The organism is Stenotrophomonas sp. STEN020, from assembly GCF_056760195.1.
Window position 1 is genome coordinate 1 of record NZ_JBRREI010000039.1, and the last position, 25,142, is coordinate 25,142.

The window sequence follows — 25,142 nt, forward strand, 5'->3', positions numbered from 1 at the left end:
TTGGCCGGGGGGGGGGGTGGGGGGGGGGGGCGGGGTTTCCGCCGCCCCCAAAATGGGGGGCCCGCGTGTTTTTGGGGGGGGGGGTTTACGCCCCGAAGCCCATGATCTGTCAGGTCGCAGGCATGCCCAAAAGTAAATGCTGATCCGTAGTGCCGAGCCATGCTCGGCAGGCGCCTTGCAGACAATGCATCGGACGGTTCGTCAGCTTCGCAGCTTACGCCGCTCTTACAACGGCGCAGCGCTGCGATAGCACCAGTGCCAGGGCTCGTAGACGATGCCGTGCGGGTTGTCGCGCGGGTAACTCATGTGGAAGCCGAAGCGCCCTGCGTGCTGCTGCAGCCAGGCGAACCCGGTGGTGAGTTCGAAGGATTCCTCTGCCGGCGGCTCGCCCGGTGTGCTGATGTCCAGTGCGTTGCCGCCATGGTGCTCGCTGTAGCCAGGAGCGGCGTTGACGGTGAGGATCTCGTCCACGCTCAGGCCGCGCGCCAGCTTGCGCTCAAAAATGCCGAGCTGATAGTCGTGGCTGCGGTAGCCGGAGATCGCATCCAGCGCGATGCCATCAGTAGCGGCCGTCTGCTGCATGCGTTGCCAGCCGCGCGCTGCACCGCCGGTCAGCCAGAGCGGACGACGGTAGCGATCAAAACCGGCCAGGCGCAGATGCGCCGGTTCGGCGACCAGCGGCAAACCGGTCTGCGCGGCGTAGGCGTCGGCATCCAGATCCAGTTGCTGCAGATGCAGATGCAGCTGATGCAAGGGCAGGCTGCCACTCGCTGGCGGAATACGGGATGGCTGTGCGCGCAAGGCTTCCAGCGCGGTCAACGCAAAGTCGATGCCGGGTTCGTCCGCCAGCCGGGTCACCAATGGCATCAGTCCGCCACGCAGCTGCGCAGCCAGATAGCGGCCATCGCGTTTGCGTCGCAGCACCTGCGTTGCCCGGGCCAGCACGCGTGCATCATCACTGCTGCGCGCGCGCAGCAGGCCGCCGGGCCAGATCTCGATGTCGGGCGTGTTGAGCAGGATGTGGGGAGCGTTGCGCATACGCGCAGCTTAGGCCCGTGCGTCGCCGTCGGCCAGTCGTCTGAGTTCATCCAGCAGGGCGCGCGGCTGCTCGGGGCTGACCAGCACGCTGTTGCCGTCGCGCAGCGGGATCACCAGTACGCGGCTGTTGTCGGTGATCAGACAGAAGGCCTTGCCGCCGCCCTTCATGTGGAAGTGACCAGCGCGGAAGCCGGGGAACTGGAAACCATTGGATTTCCCGCCTGGCTTGAAATCAGGGTTCTCTGCGAAATTGACGACGCGCGCGCGTTCCAGCCGCATCGAACTCAGCGGCACGCGTCGGGTGTACAAGGTGGCGGCGATGGTCAATTGCTTCGATTCAACGCGCAGTTCGCGCCGACGGTAGGCCAGAGTCAGCGCCGCGCCAACCAGGGACAGTACCAACCAGCCACCCCAGGACGCGAATGTCGCCTGGAACGGCGGCTTGCCGGCGAACAACCTGATCAGCGGATCGATGCTGAGCACCAGCAGCATGGGCGCCCATAGCCAGAGCAGGAGTGAGCTGGTTGGTTTGGCGACGTTGAACTTTTTTGTTTCGGTTGGCGTGGTGTTGCGGCTGCTCATCACTGTGCTTTGATCCATAGCGCGATGTCGTTGATCAGTGCTGGATCGACGTGACCCGGGCGCGCGTACTCTTCCAGCGAGCCCTTGCCTTCACCGGCGATGCCGAGGTGATTGAGCGCCGGGTAGTGCCGAAAACGGTAGCGCTCACCTTGCAGCCCCTTGTTCCACAGCTGCCAGTCAGTGTCGATCACCTGGAAGTCGCGGCCGCCCTGCAGCACCAGCACTGGCAACTTGCTGTCGCGCGCACCGGCGATGGGGTCGACGGTTTCCAGCCGCTGCCAGAACCGCCCGGGGACATCCATCAATCGTGCATCCGGATTGCTGCGCACGGCGGCGATGGCCGCATCCAGGGCGGTGAGCTGGGCTTGGTCCTCGGCGCTGATCGTGCCGTCCAGACCGAGCATGTAGCGGTTCTGCTCGGCCAGCAGGTCGAGGATTGGGCGCGCCGGTGCAGCCAGCAGCACCAGTCCAGCCAGCTTGCCATTGGCCGCCTTGGCGATGCGCCCGGCCAGCAATCCACCTTGGCTGTGGCCCAGCAGATAGACGCGGCGAGGATCGATGATGACGTTGGTTGCCAGCGCGTTTACCGCAGCGACCGCATCGTCGGTGGTTTCGTCATCAATGCTGAAGCTGCCTTTGAAATCCTGCGGACGCGCGTGGCTGCGCTTTTCGTAGCGCAGCACGGCAACGCCCTGTGCTGCCAGGCCGCGCGCGATGTCCAGGAACGGGCGATTGGGGCCGATTGTTTCATCGCGGTCCTGCGGACCGGAGCCGTGCACCAATACGATGGCAGGGAAGGGACCCTTGCCCTTGGGCAGGGTCAGCGTGCCCGGCAGTGCCGCGCTGGCGCTGCCAGTAGCTGGCACGTTGAAGTCCTGTTCGATGAAGCTGGCATCAGCTGCAGGCGGCGGTGCAGGTGCGGCGGCTGCAGGCTGCACCAGGAAGCCGGCAACCTTGTCGTCCTTGTCCAGCACGATGCGCGCCTGCAGGGCGCCATTGGCGTAGCGCAGTGGAATGACGACGATGCGGAAGCCGTCGGCTTCGCTGGTTGCGGCTTCGCCACGTGGACCGGCTGCACCCATCTGCGCGGGCAGCGACTCCCAGACCGCCTTGAGCTTGTCTGCTGGTACCGCCGCTTTCATCTGTGCCGAAAAATCCGCTTCGGCAGCCGCGTACTGGCCAGCATCAAGCCGGTCCAGCAGCTGGGTGGCCAGAGTGGCCGGGTCGGCAGCATGTGCGCTGCCGGCGAGGGAAAGAATCGCTGCTGTGATCAATCCACTCAAGGCTTTCATCACAGAGCCTTTTTGAAAACCAATGTGGGGGTGGAAATGGTTGGAGTGGCATGGACCACGTTGACCAGTTCCCAACCAAGCCGGCCCTGCTTGTCCAGTTCTTCCTGCAGTGTTTCTGCCTTGAAGCTGCCCATCAGGGTGGTTTTCAACTCGACGACCAGGTATTTCCACTGCGTGCTCATTATTCTTCCTTGGGCTCTTCTTGAGGTTTGGGTAAACGCCCGGCCTTGCGCAGGGCGTCGCGGATCACATACTCGATCTGCGCGTTGAGGCTGCGCAGCTCGTCGTCGGCCCAGCGCTGGGTCGCCGCCAGAACATCAGCGTTGATGCGCAGCGGATAGGCCTTCTTCTCGCTCACCTGCGGGGTGCTCCGTTGTTGCCGCGACGTAGATGCAGCACCATCGAAATGCCCAGCGCATTGACCGCGACCACCAGCGCGATGATCACGCCGTAGGCGATGTTGCGGTTGTCACCGGCCAGGTAGACGCCGGTGGCAGCCAGGAACATGCACAGTGCGATCAAAGCCCAGCGCAGGCCCAGCCCGCGTGCGTGCGCGGTGCCGGGGCGTCCGCTCCATACCGCGAAGCAGAGAGCAGGGATGCCGGTGGCGGCAATGATCAGGGGGGCGAAAACATTCACTACGATTACCTCACTGCGTTGTTCAGTACAGCGAACCGGCATTAACGATTGGCTGGGTGCCGCGGTCCGAGCACAGCACGGTCAACAGGTTGCTGACCATGTGCGCTTTACGCTCTTCGTCGAGGGTGACGACGGCGTTCTTCTGCAGTTCCAGCAGCGCCATTTCGACCATGCCGACGGCGCCAGCGACGATCTGTGTGCGCGCGGCGATCACCGCGCTGGCCTGCTGACGCTGCAGCATGGCCTGGGCGATTTCCGGTGCGTAGGCGAGGTGGCTGATGCGGGCATCAAGCACTTGTACGCCGGCATCGGCCAGGCGTTCGGCCAGTTCGTCCTTCAGGTGCTGGGAGATCTCGGAGGCGTGGCTGCGCAGGGCGAGCTGGCCTTCGGTGTGCTGGTCATAGGGGTAGCTGGTGGCCATCGCACGCAGCGCCGATTCGGACTGGATGTGCACGAAGCTCTCGTAGTCGTCGACGTTGTAGACCGCTTCGGAAGCATCGACCACCTGCCAGACGATGACCGCGGCGATTTCGATCGGCGAGCCGTCCAGCTCATTGACCTTGAGCTTGCCGCTTTCAAAGTTGCGCACACGCTGGCTGACGGTGCGCTTGCTGTAGAAGGGGTTGTTCCAGCGCAGACCGTTTTCCTTGACCGTACCGACGTACTTGCCGAACAGGCTGATCACAGCGACCTGGTTGGGCTGGACCATGTATAGGCCGCAGCTGAGGAAGAGGCCGACGACCACCAAAGCGATGCCGCCGATCACCATCGGCCCGCCGCCACCGGTACCGTTCTTGGTGACTACGATCGCTGCAATGATCGCGATGGCGCCCGCAAGCATCATCAGGAGGGTGCCAAGCAGGGTGGGAATGCCGGTCATGGAACCGATGGACTTCTCTTTCATGGCACATCTTCCGTGGTGGTTGATGGTTAAGATATCAAATTGATATCAACATGCAAGTGGTTCTGTCATTGCGCCTTGGCCTGGGCAGGAACCGGGTAAGCACGCTCGCCCCGGAGGCCGGTGCGGGACACCTCATCCCCGCTGCGCCATTCCATCCATTCCCCGGGTCCGCTGGTGCTTACCCGGGGAATGGGGCCGCCCCTCCACGGCCCGGCTTGCCTAGAATATGCATCCTCTTTAGCGCCCTTCCGGACCTGCCTGATGATCACCCTCGGTACCCCGTTGTCCCCATCCGCTACCCGCGTCCTGCTGCTTGGTTCGGGCGAACTGGGCAAGGAAGTGGCGATCGAACTGCAGCGTTTCGGGGTGGAAGTGATCGCCGCCGACCGCTACGCCAATGCCCCGGCCATGCAGGTCGCGCATCGCAGCCACGTGTTGGACATGCTTGACCCGGTCGCGTTGAAGGCGCTGATCGCGCAGGAGCAGCCGCATCTGGTGGTGCCGGAGATCGAGGCCATCCACACCGAAACCCTGGTGCAGCTGGAGGCCGAGCAGGGCCTGCGGGTGATCCCGACCGCGCGCGCCGCGCGCCTGACCATGGATCGCGAAGGCATCCGCCGTCTGGCCGCGGAAACCCTGGGCCTGCCGACCTCGCCCTATCGCTTTGTCGATACCGAAGCCGAGTACCGCGAGGCCGTCGCCACCATCGGCCTGCCGTGCGTGGTCAAGCCGGTGATGTCGTCCTCGGGCAAGGGCCAGAGCACGCTGCGCAGCGAAGCCGATATCGGACCGGCATGGGAATACGCGCAGACCGGCGGCCGTGCCGGTGCCGGCCGTTGCATCGTCGAAGGCTTCATCGACTTCGACTACGAGATCACCTTGTTGACCGTGCGCCACGCTGGTGGAACAGCGTTCTGTGATCCGGTTGGCCACCTGCAGAAGGATGGCGACTATCGCGAAAGCTGGCAGCCGCAGGCGATGTCGGCCAAGGCGCTGGAGGGTGCGCAACAGATCGCCCGTGCCATCACCGATGACCTCGGCGGCTGGGGCCTGTTCGGTGTCGAGTTGTTCGTGAAGGGCGACGCGGTGTGGTTCAGCGAAGTCTCGCCGCGTCCGCACGACACCGGTCTGGTGACCCTGGTGTCGCAGGAGCTGAGCGAGTTCGCACTGCACGCACGCGCCATTCTTGGCCTGCCGATCCCGAGCATCCGTCACAACGGCGCATCGGCATCGTGCGCGATGTTGGCGCAGGGCAATGGCGTTCCGTTCTTCAGCAACGTGGCCGAAGCACTGATCCATCCGGACTCGGCGCTACGCCTGTTTGGCAAGCCGATGGTGCAGGGCCAGCGGCGCGTCGGTGTGACCTTGGCGCGCGCAGTAAATGTGGATCAGGCGCGTGCGATTGCGTGTGATGCGGCAGCGGCAATTGGTATTGAACTGCGGTAACAGCTGCTGGCGCAGGTTCGGGCCTGCGCCAAACGGCTATGTTGTCGGGCTTGTGTCCTGCTTGATTCTCGTGGGGGGGAAATGCGCAGATTGCTGGCTTGGACTGTTGCAACGATTGTGGTCATTGCTGTGCTGCCGGCATCTGCGGTGCGTGCACCGGCTGGGCTGCCGTGTACGTCGTTGGAAATATGCATTGGCAGCTTGCAGATGTTGGCGAAGACTCCGCCACGGACGTCTGAGGCGCGTGCACAGGCAGAGGTGCTGCTTGCGCGAATCAGCACGTTTGCTGGTGCTGATGCGGCACTTGTGCCGCTGTTGGAAAGCGCGGATATCGCTGTTTCCGAGCTGGCTGGCAGGGTGCTGCGGGATGTGCCGCATATAGACCCTGCCTACCTGCCAGAGATCAGGCGCGGGCTTGATCGTGGTCTGGGCTGGCTGGCACCGGCGCTTGCTCGGATGGACACGGACGAAGCTGCCGGCGAAGCCGTGCAGCGCTATCTGCGCTCGGACAGTGCGCCGCACAATCAAGAAGCCTATGCCGTTGAGTTGAGTGGCGCGCGGGCCGTGCCTTACATCGTGGAAGCCGCTCGCTGCGAGACAGCCTGCGATGGTCACCTGCATTTTCTGTTGGGAGAAGTGCTGCATCGCATGCCACCATCAGTCCGTGCCGCCGCGGCGCCCCAGCTGCTCTCGATTGCCGTGGCGCCTGATGTGAGCGATCAGGTGGGCTACGGTGCTATTGGAATGATTTCCGAGCTCGGGGTGCCGGCCTTGGGGCTCGAAGCTGAGCTGCTGCAGTTGCGCAGCCGTCGGCCCTCTTTGGCGCCGGCGATCGACAATGCACTTGTCGCTATCGGTTCCACTGAAGCTGGCAGCATATTCGTGCAGCGCCTTGTCGATCCTGACGCGCTGACGCTGCGAGATGCTGCGCAGGCGGGGCCGGCTGCGGCCGGCGCTGCTGGCAGGGTGATTGCGCTGTTGGATGATGCCGATCCGGAAGTCCGGGTCGCGGCGGCGAGGACCTTGGGTTTTATCGGCAATGCCGCTGCTGGACCTGCGTTGGCTGGCAAGTTGAATGATCCGATGGACCCGCGTTTGGCATGGACGGCGGCGGAGTCGCTGGGGCAGATCAAGGCGGGTTCTGCCCTGCCGGCACTACAGCGGGCAAGTATGCTGCACTGGTATCCGCCGGTTCGACAAGCGGCCACGCTGGCGATGGCCAGGATCGGTAACGGCGAACCTTATGTTTCGAGGTATCACCCGGACAACTTTCCATCCGAATTCTTCCGCTATTCTCATATCGGTGAAGACGATGGCGTTCCTGTATGTGGTGTGCCGGTTGATGGTGAGCTGGCTGAGAGTAGTGCAACCAAACTACGCGCGCCGACGCATGCTGCAAATCTGAAAGCGCTGGCCTATAACCGAAGCGAGATCGAAATCGCGCCGCCTCCTGAGGGGGACGCTGGAACGGGAAAAATCGTTGAAAAACGTCGGCTGGTGAAGCAGGTTCCGAGTACAGCGTTGCGTGTGCCCGGCGGCTGGTTGCTCGGTAGTGACCGAGGAGAGTGGGGTGGGGAACTGCTCTTCTTCGGTGAGCAGGGCCAGCAGCACGATCTGTTGCAGGAAAACGTTGAAGACATCTTCCGCTTCGGTGATGGCTATGTGGCGGTGGTTGGTATTGCTCACCTTGGGGGTAATCGGGGCGCGTTGATCAGCATCGAACAGACCGTGGCTGGCTGGAAGGCTTCGACGTGGCGGATTCTGCCAGGGGCACCCATGCGAACGTACCTGACCACCAACGGCGAACTGCTGGTGGCCACTTACAGCGGTGGAACGATCGTGGTCTCCGCTGACGGAAAGATGCGCATGGCGGAGTGCAGGAAGCCGGTGCCGGACAAGTTGTCCGCAAGGTCGCAGGCGCTTGCCAGGCAGGAAGCAGAGGCGGTTGCCGAGGAAGTTGCTGAGGCAGCCATGATGGCGGCAGATGATTGGCCGTAGGAAGAGGTCAAGCAATGACGCCGGCTGGCGCCGGCGTCATGCAAAACCTTCAGATGCAATTTGCAGTGCTCAGCGCACATCAACCCAGACAAGATGGTGGTCGCTGCCGTCGGCGATCTTCGCTTCCGGGCTGTCGTTGGCGGGCCAGAACACGCCGCTGCCGATGTAGCTCAGGCCGGTGGAGGGCAGTACATAATCCAAGCGCATGGTGCCCGAGCGCGGGCCGAAGTCGCCGGTGGCGTGCTGCGGGGCGCCGCGGCGGACGATGCCCTTCTCTGCATAGGCCAGGCTGGTCTGCTCGGCACCGACGCTGGTCGGAGTGGGGTAGCGCAGCACGCGCGGGTGTTCCAGCAGTTCGAGGATGGCGTCGTGGCGGCCGTCGCCATCGGCCGGATCGTTGTTCAGGTCGCCAACGATGACGAAGCGTGCATCACCGGCCAGGCCACCGCATGTGCCCTTGTCATCGCACAGCCACGGCTTGTCGCCGCCATCGAGGTATTCCTTCCACAGCCGCAGTTCGTCGTGGTTGCGGGCGGCGTTGCGCTTTTCCTTGCCATCGAACACCGGCGGCGTGGGGTGCGATGCCAGCACGTGCACCGTGCCCAGCGGGGTGCGCACCGGCACGTCCCAATGCGACTTGGACGACAGTCGCAGCTGTGACCACACCGCATCCGGCCAGAACGATTTGCCGGTAGTCGGCTCGATCGGACGCAGCGCGCCGGGCATGGTGCTCCACTTCAACAGCTGGAACGTACGTACGGCAGCTTCATCGATCGGGTACTTGGACAGCACCAGCATGCCGTACTGGCCCGGGTGCAGGCCGTAACCCCAGGCATCGTTGCCACGCTCGCGGCCTTTGCCGCCAACCGTGCCGTTGTTGTCCAGATCCAGGCCACTGGGCACGCCGGTGTTGACCGGGGCCAGATAGCGGTAGGGGTATTTCAGTGCTTCGCCGCCGCCGGGTTGGGCGACTTCAAGATAGCGCTGCTGGAACAGGTCGGCGGCGCGGTGGGCGTCGTCGAAATCGAATTCGTTGAGCAGGACCAGATCCGGCCGCGTCTGCTGCAGTACAGCAGCGATCTTGCGCGCATGCGCGCTGTCGCCCTGCAGTTCACGGATCAGACCGCCTTCCTCCTCGGAATACAGGGAGGTGTTGTAGGTTGCCAGCCGCAGCTGGTTCGGCGGGCTGGCGCTGCCGCTGGGTGAGGTGGAGCAGGCTGCCAACAGCAGGGTCATCGGGGCGAGTAGGGTTGAGATGCGCATCCGCCGATTTTCTCACGTCGCCATGACGATAAGGCGAAAACATGAAGTTGCGAAAACACGAACGCCCCGCAAGCGGGGCGTCCACGGATAGCGCTGTTACGTTGCTTAGAACGTGCAGCCCATCGCGCCGAAGCTGGTCTTGGCCTGTTCCAGCGCGGTCTTGCACTGGTTGGCCAGCTCGGTCTTGTCGGTCACACCAGCCCAGGCGCTACGCGACTGCTCGATGCCCTGCTTCATCATGTCGCGCTGGGCTTCGGGAACCTTGTCGCTGATGCATGCGTAGACCTTTTCAAGGTACTGGTCGCATTCCGGAACGCCGGTGCCGGCCTTGACGGTGTCGGTGGCCGGGGCCGGGGTGACTTCAGCTGCAGCAGCTGCGGGTGCAGCGGCCGGGGTGGCTGCCGGTGCGTCCGTGGCCGGGGTTTCGGCCTTCTTGCAGCCAGCGAGGGCCAGGGTGCCAATTGCAGCCAGAATCAAAAGTTGGGTCTTCACGCATTACTCCTGTTGAATGAATACTTCCTTGCGCCATCACGATGCGCGATGACATTCCTATTCTGCATAAATCCCGGTTAAATAAGTATCAAGACAGGTCACAGTTGAGGTGTTTCTCAATCAAGGCTGGCCATTGCCAAGGTCCTGTTCGCCCTGCACCCAGCGCTTTCCGTCGAAATACTCCAGCGGATGGAAACGGCGTTTGTAGTCCATCTTGCGGTGGCCATTGATCCAATAACCCAGATACAAATGCGGCAAGCCGTTGCGCTGGGCCCAGGCGATCTGCTGCAGGATGCCGAAGGTGCCGAGGCTGCGCTTTTCCTGATCCGGATCAAAGAACGTATAGACCGCCGACAGGCCGAGGTCGGTGACGTCGGTGACGGCGACGGCCAGCAGTTGCCCGCGTTTGCCGGCAGCACCTGCCGTGCGTATTTCCATGAAGCGGCCGTGTGACCAGCTGCCGATCAGGAACTGGTCGAACTCGTGCGGGCCGTGCTCGTCCATGCCGCCCTTGGCGTGACGGTGGGACAGGTAGCGTTGATACAGTGCGAACTGCTCGTCGGTACGCTCGGCCGGCAGAATCCGGCATTGCAGGTCGGCGTTATGCGCCAGGCAGCGGCGCTGGCTGCGGTCAGGGCGGAAGCGCGCCACCGGGATACGCACCGGCACGCAGGCGCGGCAGCCTTCGCAATGCGGGCGGTATACAAGGTCGCCGGAGCGGCGGAAGCCCCAGCTCAACGCCATCGGGTAAAGCGCGCCCAGGCGCTCGTCCTGGGGATCCAGCACCAAGTCGCGTGCCTGCCGTTCCGGCCAATAGCCGCAGGGATGCTCGCCGGTCTGGAACAGGCGCAGTTCTTCGTTGTTTTCGCCGTGGGCTGCCATGCGCACAGCATAGCCGTGGCGCGTCGCAAAACCTGCGCCTGTCTGCGTGATGAATATCGCCGGCATGCAGGTCAACCAAGTCGGCAGCTGGTGCGTTGACCGTAGCGAGGACGCAATGCCGCGTCCGCAGTCTCACCACGGAGCCACACCATGACCACGACCCACCGCAAACCTCTCCTCCTGCTGGCGATGCTGCTGGCCACCTCGGCGACCGGCTTGGTGTTCGCGGCTGCGCCGACCAGCACCGGCCCGGCGCCACAGCGCCTGGATGCCAACAATGATGGCGTGGTTGATCGTCAGGAAGCAGCGGCGCGCCCGCGTCTGGCACAGCGTTTCGATGAACTGGACAAGAACAAGGACGGCAAGCTGTCGCGCGAGGAAATGGCGCAGATGCGGCATGACGGGCGTCACGGCAGTGATCGCCACGGCGGCCATCGCGGCCAGCGTGATGGCGGCTTCATGCGCGGCATGGATACCGACAACGATGGCCGTATCAGCGCTGCCGAGTACCAGGCTAATTTCACTCGTCTGGACGTGAACAAGGACGGCTACATCGACCAGGCTGATCGTCAGGCCCGTGCCGAACAGCGTCGTGCCGAGTGGTTTGCCAAGGCCGATACCAACAAGGATGGCAAGTTGAGTCCTGCCGAACTGGAGGCCGCACGCAAGGACGGTCACCGCGAGCATCGTGGCCCGCGTGGCCCGATGCCGCCGCATGCTCCGGCTGCGAAGTAAGTTGCACAAAGGCGCCGATCGACAACACCCCCGCTGATAACAGCGGGGGTGTTTTGCTTTGGAACTCAGTGCTGCAGCAACGCGTACAGCGTCGCCGCAACCGCCAGCAGCGATGCGCTGACCACGGCGCTGCGTCCGAACATGCTCTGATAGATCCAGGACGGGCCCTTGCGGCCATGGCGAGCTGCATCACGGGCAAGCATCGGCGCCATCACGCGCGGCAACGTGACCAGGTACTGGTAGTTCAATACGGCCATGCCTATTGCCAGGGTCAGCAGTCCGCCAATCAGGCCCATGCGGAACACAATGCCGGCCATGGCGCAGATGCAGAACACGAAGGCGCCGATGGTGTGCAGACGCATGAAACGGCGAACACGCTGGGTTTCCTCCGGCGTCTCGGCATAGTGCAGCAGGTAGAGATTGGTGAGATAGGCCCCAACGGTGCCAAACACGACTGCGCCCAGCACTATCCATAGATCGAAAGGATTCGGGAACAATGCATTTACGGCAGCGCCGAGTGTTCCTGCGGCCGCGCCGCTGCCGGCGGTGTTGATGCCAAGACTGCTGATTCCCAATTTGCCAGCGCTGGTGCCGGCAACTCCTGCGCCGCTGGCAATGATCGCAGCGCTGGCTACACCAGGGGCGGCCAGCATCAGCGCCGAGCTGACCAAGGCAGCGAAAGCGGCGCTTGGTGCCGAGTTGCGTGCGAATTCACCAAAGCGCTTGAGCATTTCCTCGCGCACGCTGGCACGCGCGCGCGACAGGCGCTTGCGCACGGCCGCATCGCTCAGGCCCAGCAGCATGGCCACCTGCTGTGAACTCTGCCCTTCGCGGTAGTACAGCAGCAGGGCTTCGCGGCTGTCCTCGGGCAGGGCCGAGATGATTTCCTCGGCGACCAGTTCCTCCTCCACCCGCGCCATCGCGTCGGCACCGTTGGGCGAGGGATCGGCGGCCATGCTGATGGCGATTTCCGCAGCCTCGCCGCTGAGCGGACGGTTGCGGTTGGCGCGCAGCCAGTCCCGGGCCAGGTTGCGGGTGATCTGCCGCAGCCAGGGCAGGAAGCTGGAGCTGTTGTTGAGCTGGGTGAGCTGTTGCCAGGCTTTGATGAAGGCTTCCTGGGCGATGTCCTCGCTGGCCTGCACATCGCGGGTGATGGCCAGGGCGATGGCGGTCACCGTGTTCTGGCAGGCCATCACGATGCGTCCATAGGACTGCGTGCAGCCCTGGCGGGCGGCAGGTAGCTCGTTCTGCAGCAGGATTTCCAGCGTTTCGGTGCTCATCGGACAGGCCTTTTCGACGGTACTGCCAAACAGGACGGGCACCGAAGCCCGATGTGACCGATTATTTTTCCGGTGCCGGTGCCGGTGCCGGTGCCGGTGCCGGAGCCTGCGAGGGGGCGTCGGGCTGCGACTGGATGCGGACGCGGAACTCGTCTTCGCTCGGCTGCTGCTGGGCTGGTTGCGCCTGCGTGGTGGGGACCGCCGGAGCGGCGGTCGGGGTAGTGCGATGGCGCATCATGATCACCAAGGCCACGCCCGCGATCACCACCAGCAGGGCGATGCGGATCCTCCAGGCCCAGCTGCGACCATTGCCTGCTTCGGAGGGTGCTTCGCGGAAGGCGTATTCGGCGGTGGGATGGTCGCGACGGGTGGTATCGAGCAGGCGCTTGTCGCGCAGGATCTCGCGCGCACGCGGCTGGTCATTGGCGTGCACCACCCAGACCGCGGGCTGGTTCTCGTTGTTGACCTTGTCGGTATAGCTGAACTGGCCGCGGCGCTTGCTGTGGTAGGAGCGACCGTTGGTGACGCGCACCTCGATGCCGGCATCGCGCAGGATCTGCGCCACACCTTCGGCGTTCTCGACGCGCTGGCTGCTGAAAATCTTGCGCATGGTTCAGCCCTTGCTCGCTTCGTTGTCGTCGGGGGTCACGCGGATCAGGCCTTCCTGTGCGGTGCTGGCGACCAGCACGCCATCGCGGGTATAGAACTGGCCACGCGCCAGACCGCGCGAATCCTGCGCGCTGGGGCTGTCCAGCGAGTACAGCAGCCAGTCGTCGACGCGGAACGGGCGGTGGAACCAGATCGCGTGGTCGAGCGAGGCCATCTGCACATGCGGCTGGTAGTAGCTGATGCCGTGCGGGAAGGTCGCCGTGCCGAGCAGGTGGAAGTCGGAGGCGTAGGCCAGCAGCGCTTGATGCAGTTCCGGCGCATCGCCGATCTTCTCGTTCAATCGCAGCCAGACCTGGTGGTAGGGCGGGCGCTTGGGCGGGTTCAGCTCGTCACGCGGATAGACGTGGCGGAACTCGAACGGGCCGCCGCGCGATAGCCAGCGCTGTACCTTGACCGGCAGCCGCTCCAGCACGTCGGCCGGCACCGGGCGGTTGGGTTCGATGTCCTCGGGTTGCGGCACATCCGGCATCTTGTGCTGGTGTTCGGCACCACGCTCGGCCTGCTGGAACGAGGCCGCGCAGAAGAAGATCACCTTGCCATGCTGGATGGCGGTGACCCGGCGTACCGAGAAGCTGCCGCCGTCACGGGTGCGGTCCACGTCATAGACGATGGGGTGGTCGATATTGCCGGCGCGCAGGAAGTAAGCGTGCAGCGAATGCACGTGACGGCCGTTCTCGACCGTTGCCTGTGCGGCTGCCAGCGCCTGGCCCAGCACCTGCCCACCGAACACGTACTTGGTGCCGATATCGCGGCTCTGGCCACGGAACAGGTTGTCCTCCAGCCGCTCCAGCGACAGCAGGTCAATCAGTTCGGAGACCACGGGTTCGGGCGTGTTGGACAAGGCGGCGGCCTTCATTTCGACAGGCCGCGATTATAGGCGAGCAGGGGAAGGGGAACGCAGGCAGGCGCTGCTGCCAGTACCGATCCCCAACCCGGACCGAGCGCTGCTCAGTTCTTGCCCAAGCGAGCAGCCAAGGCCTGCAAAGCGCCCTGCGCATCCGGCGAGAACCAGGCCTCGACGAAGCGCTCCAGCTGGATGTGCTCGGCCTGCATGGCCTCGTGCAGGTCGGCGCGGGCGATGGCGCGGGTCTGCAGCATCGGCTGCGCCGGCAGCTTGAGTTGGGCCTGCAGCCAGCCGATGGCGCGTTCGACCACCTGTGGCGCGCCGTCAGCCAGTTCATCGACCAGACCGATATCCAGGGCGCGCTCGGCGCTGACCAACTGGCCGCCGGTCAGCAATACGCCGGCACGGTGGTGGCCGACCACGCGGCGCATCAGGCGTTGGATGCCTTCCGGCGCGACCAGGCCGACCTGCACCTCGTTCAGACCGATCACATAGGGTTTGGCCGGGTCGGCGCTGCGCGCCATCACCCGGTAATCGCAGCACAGCGCCAGCACACAGCCGCCAGCTGGTGAATGGCCGGTCAGCGCGGCCACCACCGGCACGCGGCTCTCGGCCAGCACACGGGCGGCCCCGAAGAAGGCCTGCCAGCTGTCCATCAATTTGCGCTTGTCATCACCATGCGAGAGCAGGTGCGGCACGTCCATGCCGCCGGTGAAGATCCGCTCGCTGCCGGACAGCACGATGCCGTGCACGTCGTCGGTCATGGCCAGGGTGACGGCAGCAATCAGGGCGCGGCACAGTTCGGTATCCAGTGCGTTGACTGGCGGCCGCGCCAGGCGCAGTTCACGGATGGGGCCATGGTTGATCACTTCGATGAGCGTGGTCATGCTGCGGTTTCTCGTACGGCAAGGAGTCGTGGCCTGATGATAACCAAACCATTCGTGTGCGTACTGTTGGCCTTGGGTGCATTTGAGGCGGCTGCAGCACCGGCCTGCGTGAGCGTGGAGCAGGGCTGGGTGCGCTTGACCCCGGCGGCGACGCGAATGGCGGCTGGCTTTGCGCGCATCCGCAACGGCTGCGCCAGCGAGGTGGTTGTCATCGGTGCGGGCAGCAAGGCCTTTGGCGATGTGTCGTTGCATGAAACCACGGTGGTGCAGGGCGTCAGCCGGATGCGCGAAATCGAACGCTTGCCGATTGCTGCCGGGGCAGCTGCCGAGCTGAAGCCCGGGGGTCTGCACTTGATGCTGATGCAGCCGGAAGTCCCGCTGACGGAAGGCGCGCAGTTGCCGTTGCGGCTGAGCCTGGAAGATGGAACCAAGGTCGACGGAATGCTGCAGGTACGACGCGAGGCGCCTGCGCGCTGATCAGGCCTGGGCCTGTTTCAGCCACTCGCGCGGCGACATTCCGGTTTTGGCTGTGAATACCCGCGATAGCGCCGAAGCATTGGCATAACCGAGCTCGTCGGCCAGCGTCTTGATCGGCCGGCCTTGGCGGAGCCGACGCTGGGCCAGCGCGATGCGCCAATCGGTGAGGTAGTCCAGCGGTGTCTGTCCGACGATGTCGCGAAAACTGTTGGCGAAGGCGGTGCGCGACATGCCTGCCTGTTCGGCGAGACTGCTGAGCGTCCAGCTTTCACCGGGTTGGTCATGCATCGCTGCCAGCGCACGGGACAAGCGCGGATCCGACAGGCCGGTGATGAAGCCGGCGGGAATTCCGGCTTCCTGCGGGTGATCCAGCAGCCAGCGCAGCAGTTGGATGACCACTACTTCGAACAGCCGATCGGTCAGCAGGCGCTGGCCGCAGCGGACGTTGTCGGTTTCGTTGAACAGCAGTTCCAGTGTCATCGCCAGGCCGGGGACGCGCGCCAATGGCAATGCAATCAGCGACGGCAGTCCACGCACCAGCGGATGGGCGATGCCGCCATCGAAGTCCAGGCGTGCACAGGTGAAATCGGCGCCCTCGCGTGGCGGGTTGTGGAAGCGGTGATTGAACGGGCGCGGATAGAACAGCAGCGTCGGCTCCTCGAAGTGCATCGAGGCAGGGATATCGCGGCTGCCGGGATGGCTGACCTCGAGTTGGCCGCGTCGCAGTACGTGCAGATAGGCATGGCCTTCGCCCGCATCAAAGCTGGTCAGCCCGCACAGCGGGCCGGAGTGGAATAGCTGCGCCTGGAAGCGGAAGTTCTCCAGGACGCCTGCCAGTCGATCTACCGGGGGAAGGTTGCTCATCTGTATCAATTGGTTCGTTTGGTGAACTAATCGTATCAAATGGTTCTGATTCGGGCGGGATACTTCTTTCACGGGCTGACGGCCCGGTAGCCATCCCAATTGATCAGGAGATCACCATGTCACGCATCAATCTACAGACCCAGACCGCTCCTGCCGCCAGCCAGCCGCTGTTGGCGCAGATTCACCAGGCCTTTGGCGCGACGCCGAACATGTTCAAGGCGGTGTCCAACTCCCCGGCGGCATTGCAGAGCATGTGGGGCGCGTTTGGTGCCTTGGGCAAGGGCAGTCTTGGCAGCAAGCTTGGCGAACAGCTGGCCGTTGCCATCGCCAACCGCAACCGCTGCGAATACTGCCTGGCGGCGCATACCGTGCTGGGGCAGAAGGCGGGCGCTAGTGCGGCTGAGATGGCATCGGCGCAGGTGGGGCAGTCCGAAGACGCGCGTACTGCTGCGGCATTGCGATTCGCGCTGAAAGTGGTGGAGCAACGTGCGCAGCTGGGCGATGTCGATGTGGCGGAGCTGCGCGGTGCGGGTTTCGGTGACGAGCAGATCGTTGAGATTCTCGCGCATGTGGCGTTGAACCTGTTCACCAACTACATCAACGTGGCGTTGGATGTGCCGGTGGATTTTCCGAAGGTTGCCTTGAAGTAAGGCGATGCGGGTGGAGGCAGGTCACCGTCATGCCTGCAACTGCAATTGAAGCCCCTCTCCCACCGGGAGAGGGGTTGGGGTGAGGGTAGGAGCGAAGCGCTGCGCTGCCAACAACGCCAGTGCTGACCCGACCCTCATCCGCCCCTTCGGGGCACCTTCTCCCGGAGGGAGAAGGGTCAGGCTAGATCAGCTAGAAGCCCCCCTTACAGCCTCAGGCAACGGCGCACTTTTCCCCGTCTGCGTATCCATCCAGACCACCACCACATTGCCGTCCGAATACAGCTTGCTGTCGTCATTCTGGTCAACGATGCGATGGCCAATGGTCACGCTGCTGTTGCCCAGGCGCTCGACAAACAGCTCGACCACGATGTCGTTCGGCCACACGATCGGCAGGCGATAGTTGATGTTGGTATTGGCCACCACCGGTGCGATGCGGTCATTCATCGACACGCCTTCCACGCCCAGCATCCAGCGTACGCGCGCCTCTTCAAGGTAGGACACGTACTTGGCGTTGTTGACATGGCCCATCGAGTCCATGTCGCGCCAGCGCACGCTGATAGGCACGCGGGCCAGTTGCTTGTGCTCGTTGCTCATTTCGCAGCCTTCTTTTTTGCGGGGGCGGCAGCCTTTTTGGCCGCCGTTTTCTTGGCCGGCTTTTCCTTGCGCGGCGGGCGCGCATCGGGCTTGTTGGCCACTGCCGCCGGCTGTTCCGGACGCGCGCTGGTCGAGGGCAGCATCTTGGCCAGGAACTGACCAGTGTAGGAGTCTGGATGTGCCGCCACGTCTTCCGGCGTGCCGGTGACCAGCACCGTGCCGCCGCGGTGACCGCCTTCCGGACCCAGATCGACGATCCAGTCCGCGGTCTTGATCACGTCCAGGTTGTGCTCGATCACCACCACGGTGTTGCCTTCGTCGCGCAGCTTGTGCAGCACGCCGAGCAGGGCCTCGATGTCGTGGAAGTGCAGGCCGGTGGTGGGCTCGTCGAGGATGTACAGGGTGCGGCCGGTATCGCGGCGCGACAGTTCCTTGGACAGTTTCACGCGCTGTGCTTCACCACCGGATAGCGTGGTCGCGCTCTGGCCCAGCTTGATGTAACTCAAGCCGACGTCCATCAGCGTTTCCAGCTTGCGTGCGATCGACGGCACCGGCTCGAACAGGCGCAAGGCATCTTCGACCGTCATCTGCAGCACGTCGTTGATGTTGTAGCCCTTGTAGAGGATCTCCAGCGTCTCGCGGTTGTAGCGCTTGCCGTGGCAGACATCGCAAGGCACATACACGTCCGGCAGAAAGTGCATTTCCACCTTGATCAGGCCGTCGCCCTGGCAGGCTTCGCAGCGGCCGCCGCGCACGTTGAAGCTGAAACGGCCCGGCGAATAACCGCGCGCACGCGCTTCTGGCACTTGCGCGTATAGCTCACGCAGCGGCGTGAACAAGCCGGTGTAGGTTGCCGGATTGGAGCGCGGAGTGCGGCCAATCGGTGACTGATCGATGTCGACGACCTTGTCGAACAGGTCCAGGCCTTCGACGCTCTTGTACTTGGCAATCGGATGCGAGGAACCGTTGATCTCGTTGGCAGCCAACGAGAACAAGGTGTCATTGATCAGCGTCGACTTGCCCGAGCCGGACACGCCGGTCACGCAGGTCAACAGGCCTGACGGAACGTCCAGATCCACGTTCTTCAGGTTGTTGCCGCTGGCGCCGCGCAGGCGCAGCGTCATCTTTGGATTGGGCTTGTGCCGGCGTGCCGGGATCTCGATGCGGCGCTTGCCCGACAGGTACTGGCCGGTCAGTGAGCGCGGTGACTCCAGCAGGTCCTGCAACTGACCCTGGCCTACGATTTCACCGCCATGCACGCCTGCACCGGGGCCGATATCGACCACGTAATCGGCAAGCCGGATTGCATCCTCGTCGTGCTCGACCACGATCACTGTATTGCCCAGATCGCGCAGGCGGGTGAGGGTGCCGAGCAGGCGCTCGTTGTCGCGCTGGTGCAGGCCGATGGACGGCTCGTCCAGTACGTACATCACGCCGACCAGGCCGGCGCCGATCTGCGAGGCCAGTCGGATACGCTGCGCTTCACCGCCGGACAAGGTGTCGGCCTTGCGCTCCAACGTGAGGTAATCCAGGCCGACGTCGACCAGGAAGCCGAGCCGCTCGCCGATTTCTTTGACGATCTTGGTGGCGATCTCGCCGCGCCAGCCGGGCAGGCTCAGTTCGCTGAAGAAGCGCTTGGCTTCGTCGATCGGCAGCACCGCGATTTCCGGCAAGGGACGATCAGCAACAAACACATTGCGCGCCGCCTTGTTCAAGCGTGCGCCCTTGCACTCCGGGCACGGCCGCGAGCTGATGTACTTGGCCAGTTCTTCGCGCACCGCCGGCGATTCGGTTTCGCGGTAGCGGCGCTCAAGGTTGGGGATGATGCCTTCGAAGCGGTGCTTGCGCTGGTTGCGGCCGCCGGCTTCGGTGAAGTAGGTGAAAGTGATCTGATCTTCACCGCTGCCGTACAGCACGGCCTGCTTCACGTTGTCCGGCAGTGATTGCCAGGTGGCATCCACATCGAACTTGTAGTGCTTGGCCAGCGAGGCGATCAGCTGGAAATAGTAAGCGTTGCGGCGGTCCCAGCCGCGCACCGCACCAGCGGCCAATGACAGCTCCGGATGCACGACCACACGGTTCGGATCGAAGAACTCGGCCACGCCCAGGCCATCGCAGCCGGGGCAGGCGCCGACCGGCGAGTTGAACGAGAACAGGCGCGGTTCCAGTTCCGGCAGCGCGTAATCGCAGACCGGGCAGCTGTACTTCGAAGAGAACAGTTGCGGTGTGCTGTCGGTGGCATCCAGGGTCATCACCGTGGCCATGCCATCGCCCAGCTTGAGCGCGGTTTCAAAACTCTCGGCCAGGCGCTGTTTGATGTCTTCGCGCGGACGGAAACGATCAACCACCGCCTCGATGGTGTGCTTCTGGCGCAGGGTCAGCGCCGGCACTTCGTCGATTTCGTACAGCTCGCCGTCAACGCGGACGCGCACGAAACCCTGGGCGCGCAGCTGGTCGAAGACCTGTGCATGTTCGCCCTTGCGATCGCGGATCACCGGCGCCAGCAGCATGTAGCGCTGTTCCGGATCCAGGGTCAGCACCTGGTCGACCATCTGGCTGACGGTCTGCGCTTCCAGCGGGTAGCCGTGGTCCGGGCAGCGCGGGCTGCCGACGCGGGCGTAGAGCAGGCGCAGGTAGTCGTAGATCTCGGTGATGGTGCCGACGGTGGAGCGCGGATTGTGCGAGGTCGACTTCTGCTCGATGGAGATCGCCGGCGACAGGCCTTCGATGTGGTCCAGGTCGGGCTTTTCCATCACGCTCAGGAACTGCCGCGCATACGCCGACAACGACTCGACATAGCGGCGCTGGCCTTCGGCGTAGATGGTGTCGAACGCCAACGAGGACTTGCCCGAGCCGGACAGGCCGGTGATCACGATCAATTTGTCGCGTGGCAGGTCGAGATCGATGTTCTTGAGATTGTGCGTCCGCGCACCGCGGATGCGGATGAAATCCATCGCCATGGGAAATCCGATTTGGAGCGCCGCCGGCTGGGCCGGAAGCAGGATGTGTGGGGGCGTCGCTGACGGCAGTCAATCAGCCTAGCGACCTTGTCATTTGGGGGCAATTGCCAGTTTTGCCAGTGCTGTTTCCCGCCAGTGGGCCGGATGCCGGGGACGGGGCTGAACCGGGGTCCAGCCCCGTCGGGTCAGAGCAGGGGGCGGGTTGACCCGGGCCAGGTATGGCCGGTAAAATCCCGCTTCTGTCCGCCCTCGATGGCGGGCAAGGCGACCACAATAACTACAGAGGAAGTCTGGTCATGTATGCAGTTCTGGTAACTGGCGGTAAGCAGTACCGCGTCGTTCAGGGTGAAACCCTGCGCGTGGAAAAACTCGAAGTCGAAGCTGGCAACGAGATCAAGTTTGACAACATCCTGATGCTCGGCGATGCCGACGGCATCAAGCTGGGTGACGCGCTGAAGGGCGCTTCGGTGACCGCCAAGGTTGTGGCCCATGGCCGCGCCGACAAGATCCGGATCATCAAGTTCCGTCGTCGTAAGCACCACATGAAGCGTCAGGGTCACCGTCAGTACTACACCGAAATCGAAATCACCGGCATCGCCGGCTAATTGCTAAGGAGCATCCGTCATGGCACATAAAAAGGGCGTAGGTTCCTCGCGCAACGGTCGCGATTCCAACCCGAAATACCTCGGCGTCAAGATCTTCGGTGGCCAGGCCATCGAAGCTGGCAACATCATCGTGCGTCAGCGCGGCACCCAGTTCCACCCGGGTGCAGGCGTCGGCCTGGGCCGTGACCACACGCTGTTCGCGCTGGTCGATGGCAAGGTTGAGTTCACGGTGAAGGGTGCCAACAAGCGCCGTACCGTCAGCGTTGTCACGGAAGCTTAATTCCGTACGCGCAAGCCGCCCATACTCCGGTGTGGGCTGCTGACGAGAGCCCCGCTTCGGCGGGGTTTTTCGTTGGAACCCCGACATTCCGGGGTGCAGGGCCGATAATGGGCAGTACCTGCTTTTGCTATTCCCCAATCCCCATTTCCTAATCCCGGCGTTAAATTCATGAAACTTGTAGACGAAGCGGAGATCGAAGTCATCGCTGGCAAAGGCGGCAATGGCTGTATCGGCTTTCGCCGCGAGAAGTTCATTCCGCTCGGTGGTCCGGATGGTGGCGATGGCGGCAATGGCGGCAGCGTCTGGATCCGCGCCGACGCAAACCTGAACACTCTGGTCGACTTCCGCCATGACCGCATCTTCAAGGCGCAGCGCGGCGAGAACGGCATGGGCCGCCAGGCCTATGGCAAGGGCGGCGAAGACCTGGTCATCACCGTGCCGGTTGGCACCGTGGTGATGAACGTCGACACCGACGAAGTCATTGGCGACATGACCACCCATGGCGATCGCCTGCTGGTGGCCAAGGGTGGCAAGGGTGGCCTTGGCAACATGCACTTCAAGAGCTCCACCAACCGTGCGCCGCGTCAGGCGTTGCCGGGTGAAGAGGGCGAAGAGCGTCTGCTCAAGTTGGAGCTGAAGCTGCTGGCTGACGTTGGCCTGCTGGGCTTCCCCAATGCGGGCAAGAGCACCTTGATCCGTGCGGTTTCGGCGGCAACGCCGAAGGTCGCTGACTACCCGTTCACCACCTTGTACCCGAACCTGGGTGTGGTGAAGGTTGAGAATTACCGCAGCTTCGTGATCGCTGATATTCCGGGGCTGATCGAAGGTGCGGCCGACGGTGCTGGTCTGGGTGCGCAGTTCCTGCGCCATCTGCAGCGCACCCGTCTGTTGTTGCACCTCGTCGACATCTCGCCGATGGAAGGTGGTGTTGAAGGCATTTCGCCGGTTGAGCAGGTGCGTGCGATCGAGCGCGAGCTCGGCAAGCATGATCCGGAGCTGCTGAAGAAGCCGCGCTGGCTGGTGTTGAACAAGGCCGACCTGATGTTCGAGGAGGAGGCCAAGGAAGCGGCTGAGCAGATCATCAAGGAGCTGGGTTGGACTGGCCCGTGGTACCTGGTGTCGGCACTGGGCCGCGAAGGCACCTGGCCGATCATGAAGGACATCATGGCGTCCTTCGATCAGCAGAAGATTCTGGAAGCCGAAGAGCGTCACGCTGCGGGCGAGTGAATTTTTCGCCGGTAGTTGATGTTTGAGGAAAACCCGGCGAAAGCCGGGTTTTCTGTTTTTGGCTTTGGCTTTGGCTTTAGCTCTTGGCTCCTAGCCTTAGCCTTAGCCTTAGCTTTGGCTCTGGCTTTGGCTTTGGTTTTGGTTTTGGTTTTGGTTTGCGCTTGAAGTCCCTCTCCCGCCTGCGGGAGAGGGGTTGGGGTGAGGGCAAGCTCTTGCTTGAAAAGCCAAAGCCAAAGCCAAAGCCAAAGCCCCCTCATCCGCCCTTCGGGCACCTTCTCCCGCAGGCGGGAGAAGGGGGTGGTTCGGCTTTTTCGTTGTCAGCCCACAGCCACAGCCAAAGCCAAAGCCACAGCCAAAGTCAAAGCCAAAGCCAAAGCCAAAGCCAAAGCCGGGTAGGGTGCAGCTGCCTCGCTTCCCCCAAAATCGCCCAACAAAAAACCCGACACTAGGCCGGGTTTTTCATGCCGGGAGTCTTGCGACTCCAGGTTGTTGCGCGGATCAGGCAGCCTTGATGGCTTTGATGCGTGCAGTCAAACGGCTCTTATGACGCGCAGCCTTGTTCTTGTGAATCAGGCCACGGGCGCTGAAACGGTCGAGGATAGGCTGGGCGACGGCAAAGGCTGCCTCGGCGCCAGCGGCGTCGTTGGCATCCAGAGCCTTGATCACCTTCTTGACGGCGGTGCGCAGCATCGAACGCTGAGCCGTGTTGCGCGCGTTGCGCACAACGGTCTGCTTGGCGCGCTTCTTGGCGGACTTGATATTGGCCACAGTGGTGGTTTCCTGAAAATCGATGTGGTGGGAACAGCAAGCATGCAAGTATGATGGCTGTCCGATTGAACGTCAAGTCAAGTTGTCAAGGGGGCCGTGGGTGAGTTCACCGCGCATGTTGCGGGGGCTGCTGTCGTTCAGCAGCATGACGATGATTTCCCGGGTTCTTGGCCTGGTTCGCGATCAGGTTATCACTACCACCTTCGGTAGTAACGCGGTCACCGATGCCTTCTGGGTAGCGTTCCGTGTGCCCAATTTCCTGCGCCGCTTGTTCGCCGAGGGCTCGTTCGCCACGGCCTTCGTGCCGGTATTCACCGAGGTCAAGGAAACCCGTCCGCATGCCGATCTGCGCGAGCTGATGGCGCGGGTGTCCGGCACCTTGGGTGGCGCGCTGCTGGTGGTCACCGCGTTGGCGCTGATTTTCACGCCGCAGTTGGCCTTCCTGTTCAGCAGCGGTGCGACGGACCCTGCCAAGCAGGGCCTGCTGATCGATCTGTTCAGGCTGACCTTCCCATTCCTGCTGTTCGTCTCGTTGACGGCTTTGGCCGGCGGTGCGCTGAATAGTTTCCAGCGGTTCGCGATGCCGGCGTTGACGCCGGTGATCCTCAACCTGTGCATGATCGCTGGCGCGCTGTGGCTGGCGCCGCGGCTGGGTGGCACGCCGGAGAAGCAGATTCTGGCGCTGGGCTGGGCGGTGCTGGCGGCAGGTGTTCTGCAGCTGTTGTTCCAGCTGCCCGGGCTGAAGGGCATCAATCTGCTGACCCTGCCGCGTTGGGGTTGGAATCACCCGGATGTGCGCAAGGTGCTGACCCTGATGGTGCCGACGCTGTTCGGTTCCTCGGTGGCGCAGATCAACCTGCTGCTGGATACGGTGATCGCTGCGCACCTGACCGACGGCTCGCAGTCCTGGCTGTCGCTGGCTGACCGCTTCCTGGAGCTGCCGCTGGGGGTGTTTGGTGTCGCTCTGGGTACGGTGATCCTGCCGGCGCTGGCCCGCCATCACGTCAAGACCGACGGCGAGGGCTTCTCCAATGCGCTGGACTGGGGTCTGCGCATGACCTTGCTGATCGCGGTGCCCGCCATGCTGGCCCTGCTGTTGCTCGCCGAACCGCTGATCGCCACGCTGTTCCAATACAAGAAGTTCACCGAATTCGACACCCAGATGACTGCGTTGGCGGTCTATGGCCTGAGTTTCGGTCTGCCTGCCTTTGCCTTGCTGAAGGTGGTGTTGCCAGCGTTCTACTCGCGCCAGGACACCAAGACCCCGGTACGTGCCGGTCTGGTCGCACTGGTCGCCAACATGGTCTTCAACTTCATCCTGCTGGCAGTGGTTTTCCACTTCATGGTGCCGCCGGAGCTGAAGGCGCAGGGCGTGATGGCGGCGCTGGGCAAGCAGCCAGGCCTGCACCTGGCGCTGGGTATTGCCAGTGCACTGTCCAGTTACCTGAACCTGATCCTGCTCTGGCATTGGCTGGGCAAGACTGGCGTCTACCAGCGTCGGCCGGGCTGGGGTTGGTACCTGCTGCGTTTGGCGGTGGCCTGTGCGGTGATGGTGGCGGTGCTGTTGGGGCTGCTGCATTGGCTGCCGGAGTTCACGCCCATGGATAAATGGCAGCGTGCCAGCGCTCTGGCGGTACTGGTCGGCGCCGGCGGTGCGAGCTATCTGCTGGCGATGATTGCGATGGGCTTCCGTCCCCGCGACCTGCGCGGGCATTGAGCCGCCCGTTATACTTCAGGGCTACACACGACAGAACCGGCCCGCATGG

At 63.5% G+C, this 25,142-nt stretch carries 28 protein-coding genes; 10 read left to right on the forward strand and 18 right to left on the reverse strand.

Translation table 11 applies throughout. The features are described from left to right. Positions 1-225: 225 nt before the first annotated feature. Genes ACVOLZ_RS15450 through ACVOLZ_RS15480 form a run of 7 tightly spaced genes read right to left on the reverse strand, consistent with a single transcriptional unit; the run spans position 226 to position 4,455 of the window. Complete coding sequence (locus ACVOLZ_RS15450) at positions 226-1,038, reverse strand: M15 family metallopeptidase (protein WP_481516905.1); 813 nt, start codon at positions 1,036-1,038, stop codon at positions 226-228. A 9-nt stretch (positions 1,039-1,047) separates the two neighbouring features. Beyond that, a complete protein-coding gene (locus tag ACVOLZ_RS15455; RefSeq protein ID WP_481516906.1) occupies positions 1,048-1,620 on the reverse strand; it encodes a PH domain-containing protein in 573 nt (190 codons plus the stop codon). After that, the gene (locus ACVOLZ_RS15460; RefSeq protein WP_481516907.1) at positions 1,620-2,912 is read right to left on the reverse strand and encodes an alpha/beta hydrolase; all 1,293 of its coding nucleotides are present in this window, start codon (positions 2,910-2,912) and stop codon (positions 1,620-1,622) included. Before ACVOLZ_RS15460 ends, ACVOLZ_RS15455 begins: the two co-directional genes overlap by 1 nt. Beyond that, positions 2,912-3,094: a DUF4177 domain-containing protein gene (locus ACVOLZ_RS15465; RefSeq protein ID WP_481516908.1), complete on the reverse strand. Its 183-nt coding sequence runs from the start codon at positions 3,092-3,094 to the stop codon at positions 2,912-2,914. The genes ACVOLZ_RS15460 and ACVOLZ_RS15465 overlap by 1 nt, the downstream gene beginning before the upstream one ends. After that, positions 3,094-3,270 (reverse strand): type II toxin-antitoxin system antitoxin, encoded by a 177-nt coding sequence (locus ACVOLZ_RS15470; protein WP_481516909.1) that lies wholly within the window; start codon positions 3,268-3,270, stop codon positions 3,094-3,096. The genes ACVOLZ_RS15465 and ACVOLZ_RS15470 overlap by 1 nt, the downstream gene beginning before the upstream one ends. After that, positions 3,267-3,551 carry a hypothetical protein gene (locus ACVOLZ_RS15475; protein WP_481516910.1) on the reverse strand — a complete coding sequence of 95 codons (285 nt, stop codon included), beginning with the start codon at positions 3,549-3,551 and terminating at the stop codon, positions 3,267-3,269. Before ACVOLZ_RS15475 ends, ACVOLZ_RS15470 begins: the two co-directional genes overlap by 4 nt. A gap of 22 nt (positions 3,552-3,573) precedes the next feature. Further along, entirely contained in the window at positions 3,574-4,455 is an 882-nt protein-coding gene (locus ACVOLZ_RS15480; protein WP_481516911.1) for an SPFH domain-containing protein, read from the reverse strand. A 261-nt stretch (positions 4,456-4,716) separates the two neighbouring features. Here ACVOLZ_RS15480 and purT point away from each other — a divergent pair, with 261 nt between their 5' ends. Both purT and ACVOLZ_RS15490 read left to right on the forward strand, forming a co-directional pair. Further along, complete coding sequence (gene purT, locus ACVOLZ_RS15485) at positions 4,717-5,901, forward strand: formate-dependent phosphoribosylglycinamide formyltransferase (RefSeq protein ID WP_481516912.1); 1,185 nt, start codon at positions 4,717-4,719, stop codon at positions 5,899-5,901. Between the two features lie 456 nt (positions 5,902-6,357). Continuing rightward, on the forward strand, positions 6,358-7,899 hold the full coding sequence (locus ACVOLZ_RS15490; RefSeq protein WP_481516913.1) for a HEAT repeat domain-containing protein: 1,542 nt from the start codon (positions 6,358-6,360) through the stop codon (positions 7,897-7,899). A 69-nt stretch (positions 7,900-7,968) separates the two neighbouring features. On the opposite strand, the gene ACVOLZ_RS15495 is transcribed toward ACVOLZ_RS15490, so the two are convergent. The 3 genes from ACVOLZ_RS15495 to ACVOLZ_RS15505 form a co-directional block, all read right to left on the reverse strand. Next, positions 7,969-9,162 carry an endonuclease/exonuclease/phosphatase family protein gene (locus ACVOLZ_RS15495; RefSeq protein ID WP_481516914.1) on the reverse strand — a complete coding sequence of 398 codons (1,194 nt, stop codon included), beginning with the start codon at positions 9,160-9,162 and terminating at the stop codon, positions 7,969-7,971. A 105-nt stretch (positions 9,163-9,267) separates the two neighbouring features. Beyond that, positions 9,268-9,654 (reverse strand): hypothetical protein, encoded by a 387-nt coding sequence (locus ACVOLZ_RS15500; RefSeq protein WP_481511110.1) that lies wholly within the window; start codon positions 9,652-9,654, stop codon positions 9,268-9,270. A gap of 120 nt (positions 9,655-9,774) precedes the next feature. Then, positions 9,775-10,536 (reverse strand): arginyltransferase, encoded by a 762-nt coding sequence (locus ACVOLZ_RS15505; protein WP_481516937.1) that lies wholly within the window; start codon positions 10,534-10,536, stop codon positions 9,775-9,777. 150 nt (positions 10,537-10,686) lie between these two features. On the opposite strand from ACVOLZ_RS15505, the gene ACVOLZ_RS15510 reads away from it, so the two are divergent. Further along, the gene (locus ACVOLZ_RS15510; protein WP_481516915.1) at positions 10,687-11,271 is read left to right on the forward strand and encodes an EF-hand domain-containing protein; all 585 of its coding nucleotides are present in this window, start codon (positions 10,687-10,689) and stop codon (positions 11,269-11,271) included. Between the two features lie 65 nt (positions 11,272-11,336). Here the strand turns inward: ACVOLZ_RS15510 and ACVOLZ_RS15515 are convergent, their stop codons facing one another. The 4 genes from ACVOLZ_RS15515 to ACVOLZ_RS15530 form a co-directional block, all read right to left on the reverse strand. Further along, entirely contained in the window at positions 11,337-12,551 is a 1,215-nt protein-coding gene (locus ACVOLZ_RS15515; protein WP_481516916.1) for an RNA polymerase sigma factor, read from the reverse strand. Between the two features lie 61 nt (positions 12,552-12,612). Then, positions 12,613-13,161, reverse strand: coding sequence for a pathogenicity-like protein (locus ACVOLZ_RS15520; RefSeq protein ID WP_481516917.1), 549 nt, complete (start codon positions 13,159-13,161; stop codon positions 12,613-12,615). A gap of 3 nt (positions 13,162-13,164) precedes the next feature. Beyond that, entirely contained in the window at positions 13,165-14,076 is a 912-nt protein-coding gene (gene tesB, locus ACVOLZ_RS15525) for an acyl-CoA thioesterase II (RefSeq protein WP_481516918.1), read from the reverse strand. Positions 14,077-14,168: 92 nt separating this feature from the next. Continuing rightward, positions 14,169-14,951 (reverse strand): enoyl-CoA hydratase/isomerase family protein, encoded by a 783-nt coding sequence (locus ACVOLZ_RS15530; protein WP_481516919.1) that lies wholly within the window; start codon positions 14,949-14,951, stop codon positions 14,169-14,171. A 36-nt stretch (positions 14,952-14,987) separates the two neighbouring features. Between ACVOLZ_RS15530 and ACVOLZ_RS15535 the strand changes: the two genes are divergently transcribed. Further along, the gene (locus ACVOLZ_RS15535) at positions 14,988-15,428 is read left to right on the forward strand and encodes a copper chaperone PCu(A)C (protein WP_481516920.1); all 441 of its coding nucleotides are present in this window, start codon (positions 14,988-14,990) and stop codon (positions 15,426-15,428) included. Here the strand turns inward: ACVOLZ_RS15535 and ACVOLZ_RS15540 are convergent, their stop codons facing one another. Continuing rightward, positions 15,429-16,292, reverse strand: coding sequence for an AraC family transcriptional regulator (locus ACVOLZ_RS15540; RefSeq protein WP_481516921.1), 864 nt, complete (start codon positions 16,290-16,292; stop codon positions 15,429-15,431). 116 nt (positions 16,293-16,408) lie between these two features. Between ACVOLZ_RS15540 and ACVOLZ_RS15545 the strand changes: the two genes are divergently transcribed. After that, complete coding sequence (locus ACVOLZ_RS15545; protein ID WP_481516922.1) at positions 16,409-16,942, forward strand: carboxymuconolactone decarboxylase family protein; 534 nt, start codon at positions 16,409-16,411, stop codon at positions 16,940-16,942. 186 nt (positions 16,943-17,128) lie between these two features. Here ACVOLZ_RS15545 and ACVOLZ_RS15550 read toward each other — a convergent pair whose 3' ends face one another. After that, positions 17,129-17,536 (reverse strand): acyl-CoA thioesterase, encoded by a 408-nt coding sequence (locus ACVOLZ_RS15550; RefSeq protein WP_057630162.1) that lies wholly within the window; start codon positions 17,534-17,536, stop codon positions 17,129-17,131. Next, positions 17,533-20,496 (reverse strand): excinuclease ABC subunit UvrA, encoded by a 2,964-nt coding sequence (uvrA, locus tag ACVOLZ_RS15555; RefSeq protein WP_481516923.1) that lies wholly within the window; start codon positions 20,494-20,496, stop codon positions 17,533-17,535. Before uvrA ends, ACVOLZ_RS15550 begins: the two co-directional genes overlap by 4 nt. Before the next feature lie 296 nt (positions 20,497-20,792). Here uvrA and rplU point away from each other — a divergent pair, with 296 nt between their 5' ends. From rplU to ACVOLZ_RS15575, 4 genes are all read left to right on the forward strand, one after another. Next, positions 20,793-21,101: a 50S ribosomal protein L21 gene (gene rplU / locus ACVOLZ_RS15560; RefSeq protein WP_481511122.1), complete on the forward strand. Its 309-nt coding sequence runs from the start codon at positions 20,793-20,795 to the stop codon at positions 21,099-21,101. A 19-nt stretch (positions 21,102-21,120) separates the two neighbouring features. Next, positions 21,121-21,381, forward strand: coding sequence for a 50S ribosomal protein L27 (rpmA, locus tag ACVOLZ_RS15565; RefSeq protein ID WP_282269141.1), 261 nt, complete (start codon positions 21,121-21,123; stop codon positions 21,379-21,381). A gap of 168 nt (positions 21,382-21,549) precedes the next feature. Beyond that, positions 21,550-22,608, forward strand: coding sequence for a GTPase ObgE (gene obgE / locus ACVOLZ_RS15570; RefSeq protein ID WP_481516924.1), 1,059 nt, complete (start codon positions 21,550-21,552; stop codon positions 22,606-22,608). An 18-nt stretch (positions 22,609-22,626) separates the two neighbouring features. Continuing rightward, positions 22,627-22,773 carry a hypothetical protein gene (locus ACVOLZ_RS15575; RefSeq protein ID WP_481516925.1) on the forward strand — a complete coding sequence of 49 codons (147 nt, stop codon included), beginning with the start codon at positions 22,627-22,629 and terminating at the stop codon, positions 22,771-22,773. Between the two features lie 333 nt (positions 22,774-23,106). On the opposite strand, the gene rpsT is transcribed toward ACVOLZ_RS15575, so the two are convergent. Next, a complete protein-coding gene (rpsT, locus tag ACVOLZ_RS15580; RefSeq protein WP_057629708.1) occupies positions 23,107-23,376 on the reverse strand; it encodes a 30S ribosomal protein S20 in 270 nt (89 codons plus the stop codon). Positions 23,377-23,491: 115 nt separating this feature from the next. Between rpsT and murJ the strand changes: the two genes are divergently transcribed. Then, on the forward strand, positions 23,492-25,093 hold the full coding sequence (murJ, locus tag ACVOLZ_RS15585; protein ID WP_481516938.1) for a murein biosynthesis integral membrane protein MurJ: 1,602 nt from the start codon (positions 23,492-23,494) through the stop codon (positions 25,091-25,093). Positions 25,094-25,142 lie beyond the last annotated feature (49 nt).

Coding starts and splice junctions, on each gene's coding strand:
- ACVOLZ_RS15460 (WP_481516907.1), bottom strand. CDS start 2,912: ATGAAAGCCTTGAGTGGATTGATCACAGCAGCGATTCTTTCCCTCGCC.
- rpmA (WP_282269141.1), top strand. CDS start 21,121: ATGGCACATAAAAAGGGCGTAGGTTCCTCGCGCAACGGTCGCGATTCC.
- murJ (WP_481516938.1), top strand. CDS start 23,492: ATGTTGCGGGGGCTGCTGTCGTTCAGCAGCATGACGATGATTTCCCGG.
- rplU (WP_481511122.1), top strand. CDS start 20,793: ATGTATGCAGTTCTGGTAACTGGCGGTAAGCAGTACCGCGTCGTTCAG.
- uvrA (WP_481516923.1), bottom strand. CDS start 20,496: ATGGCGATGGATTTCATCCGCATCCGCGGTGCGCGGACGCACAATCTC.
- obgE (WP_481516924.1), top strand. CDS start 21,550: ATGAAACTTGTAGACGAAGCGGAGATCGAAGTCATCGCTGGCAAAGGC.
- ACVOLZ_RS15515 (WP_481516916.1), bottom strand. CDS start 12,551: ATGAGCACCGAAACGCTGGAAATCCTGCTGCAGAACGAGCTACCTGCC.
- ACVOLZ_RS15465 (WP_481516908.1), bottom strand. CDS start 3,094: ATGAGCACGCAGTGGAAATACCTGGTCGTCGAGTTGAAAACCACCCTG.
- ACVOLZ_RS15490 (WP_481516913.1), top strand. CDS start 6,358: ATGGACACGGACGAAGCTGCCGGCGAAGCCGTGCAGCGCTATCTGCGC.
- ACVOLZ_RS15540 (WP_481516921.1), bottom strand. CDS start 16,292: ATGAGCAACCTTCCCCCGGTAGATCGACTGGCAGGCGTCCTGGAGAAC.
- ACVOLZ_RS15520 (WP_481516917.1), bottom strand. CDS start 13,161: ATGCGCAAGATTTTCAGCAGCCAGCGCGTCGAGAACGCCGAAGGTGTG.
- ACVOLZ_RS15530 (WP_481516919.1), bottom strand. CDS start 14,951: ATGACCACGCTCATCGAAGTGATCAACCATGGCCCCATCCGTGAACTG.
- ACVOLZ_RS15510 (WP_481516915.1), top strand. CDS start 10,687: ATGACCACGACCCACCGCAAACCTCTCCTCCTGCTGGCGATGCTGCTG.
- purT (WP_481516912.1), top strand. CDS start 4,717: ATGATCACCCTCGGTACCCCGTTGTCCCCATCCGCTACCCGCGTCCTG.
- ACVOLZ_RS15455 (WP_481516906.1), bottom strand. CDS start 1,620: ATGAGCAGCCGCAACACCACGCCAACCGAAACAAAAAAGTTCAACGTC.
- ACVOLZ_RS15480 (WP_481516911.1), bottom strand. CDS start 4,455: ATGAAAGAGAAGTCCATCGGTTCCATGACCGGCATTCCCACCCTGCTT.
- ACVOLZ_RS15545 (WP_481516922.1), top strand. CDS start 16,409: ATGTCACGCATCAATCTACAGACCCAGACCGCTCCTGCCGCCAGCCAG.
- ACVOLZ_RS15450 (WP_481516905.1), bottom strand. CDS start 1,038: ATGCGCAACGCTCCCCACATCCTGCTCAACACGCCCGACATCGAGATC.
- ACVOLZ_RS15535 (WP_481516920.1), top strand. CDS start 14,988: ATGATAACCAAACCATTCGTGTGCGTACTGTTGGCCTTGGGTGCATTT.
- ACVOLZ_RS15495 (WP_481516914.1), bottom strand. CDS start 9,162: ATGCGCATCTCAACCCTACTCGCCCCGATGACCCTGCTGTTGGCAGCC.
- tesB (WP_481516918.1), bottom strand. CDS start 14,076: ATGAAGGCCGCCGCCTTGTCCAACACGCCCGAACCCGTGGTCTCCGAA.
- ACVOLZ_RS15550 (WP_057630162.1), bottom strand. CDS start 17,536: ATGAGCAACGAGCACAAGCAACTGGCCCGCGTGCCTATCAGCGTGCGC.
- ACVOLZ_RS15505 (WP_481516937.1), bottom strand. CDS start 10,536: ATGGCAGCCCACGGCGAAAACAACGAAGAACTGCGCCTGTTCCAGACC.
- ACVOLZ_RS15575 (WP_481516925.1), top strand. CDS start 22,627: ATGTTTGAGGAAAACCCGGCGAAAGCCGGGTTTTCTGTTTTTGGCTTT.